Source organism: Streptomyces sp. NPDC057307 (assembly GCF_042667665.1).
In the GTDB taxonomy this organism is placed as follows: Bacteria; Actinomycetota; Actinomycetes; order Streptomycetales; family Streptomycetaceae; genus Streptomyces.
The window spans coordinates 1-1,310 of the sequence record NZ_JBHUZM010000278.1; the positions used below are offsets into that span (position 1 = coordinate 1).

General features: G+C 55.1%; 1 rRNA gene (running past one end of the window). It reads left to right on the plus strand.

The features are described 5' to 3' along the window. Positions 1-1,310 (plus strand): 23S ribosomal RNA (locus ACFUN8_RS37305) (its annotated part continues 268 nt past the right edge of the window); the annotation flags it as partial.

A 1,310-nucleotide genomic window follows, 5' to 3' on the forward strand; every position in this document is an offset into this window, starting at 1 on the left:
GTGGTAGGAGAGCGTTCTAAGGGCTGTGAAGCCAGACCGGAAGGACTGGTGGAGCGCTTAGAAGTGAGAATGCCGGTATGAGTAGCGAAAGAGGGGTGAGAATCCCCTCCACCGAATGCCTAAGGTTTCCTGAGGAAGGCTCGTCCGCTCAGGGTTAGTCGGGACCTAAGCCGAGGCCGAAAGGCGTAGGCGATGGACAACAGGTTGATATTCCTGTACCACCTCCTCACCATTTGAGCAATGGGGGGACGCAGGAGGATAGGGTAAGCGCGGTATTGGATATCCGCGTCCAAGCAGTTAGGCTGGGAAATAGGCAAATCCGTTTCCCATAAGGCTGAGCTGTGATGGCGAGCGAAATATAGTAGCGAAGTTCCTGATTCCACACTGCCAAGAAAAGCCTCTAGCGAGGTGAGAGGTGCCCGTACCGCAAACCGACACAGGTAGGCGAGGAGAGAATCCTAAGGTGATCGAGAGAACTCTCGTTAAGGAACTCGGCAAAATGACCCCGTAACTTCGGGAGAAGGGGTGCTTCTTAGGGTGTTAAAGCCCCGAGAAGCCGCAGTGAATAGGCCCAGGCGACTGTTTAGCAAAAACACAGGTCTCTGCGAAGCCGTAAGGCGAAGTATAGGGGCTGACGCCTGCCCGGTGCTGGAAGGTTAAGAGGAGCGCTTAGCGTAAGCGAAGGTGCGAATTGAAGCCCCAGTAAACGGCGGCCGTAACTATAACGGTCCTAAGGTAGCGAAATTCCTTGTCGGGTAAGTTCCGACCCGCACGAAAGGCGCAACGATCTGGGCACTGTCTCAACGAGAGACTCGGTGAAATTATAGTACCTGTGAAGATGCAGGTTACCCGCGACAGGACGGAAAGACCCCGTGGAGCTTTACTGCAGCCTGATATTGAATGTTGGTACAGCTTGTACAGGATAGGTAGGAGCCTTGGAAACCGGAGCGCCAGCTTCGGTGGAGGCATCGGTGGGATACTACCCTGGCTGTATTGACCTTCTAACCCGCCGCCCTTATCGGGCGGGGAGACAGTGTCAGGTGGGCAGTTTGACTGGGGCGGTCGCCTCCTAAAAGGTAACGGAGGCGCCCAAAGGTTCCCTCAGAATGGTTGGAAATCATTCGCAGAGTGTAAAGGCACAAGGGAGCTTGACTGCGAGACCTACAAGTCGAGCAGGGACGAAAGTCGGGCTTAGTGATCCGGTGGTTCCGCATGGAAGGGCCATCGCTCAACGGATAAAAGCTACCCCGGGGATAACAGGCTTATCTCCCCCAAGAGTCCACATCGACGGGGAGGTTTGGCACCTCGAT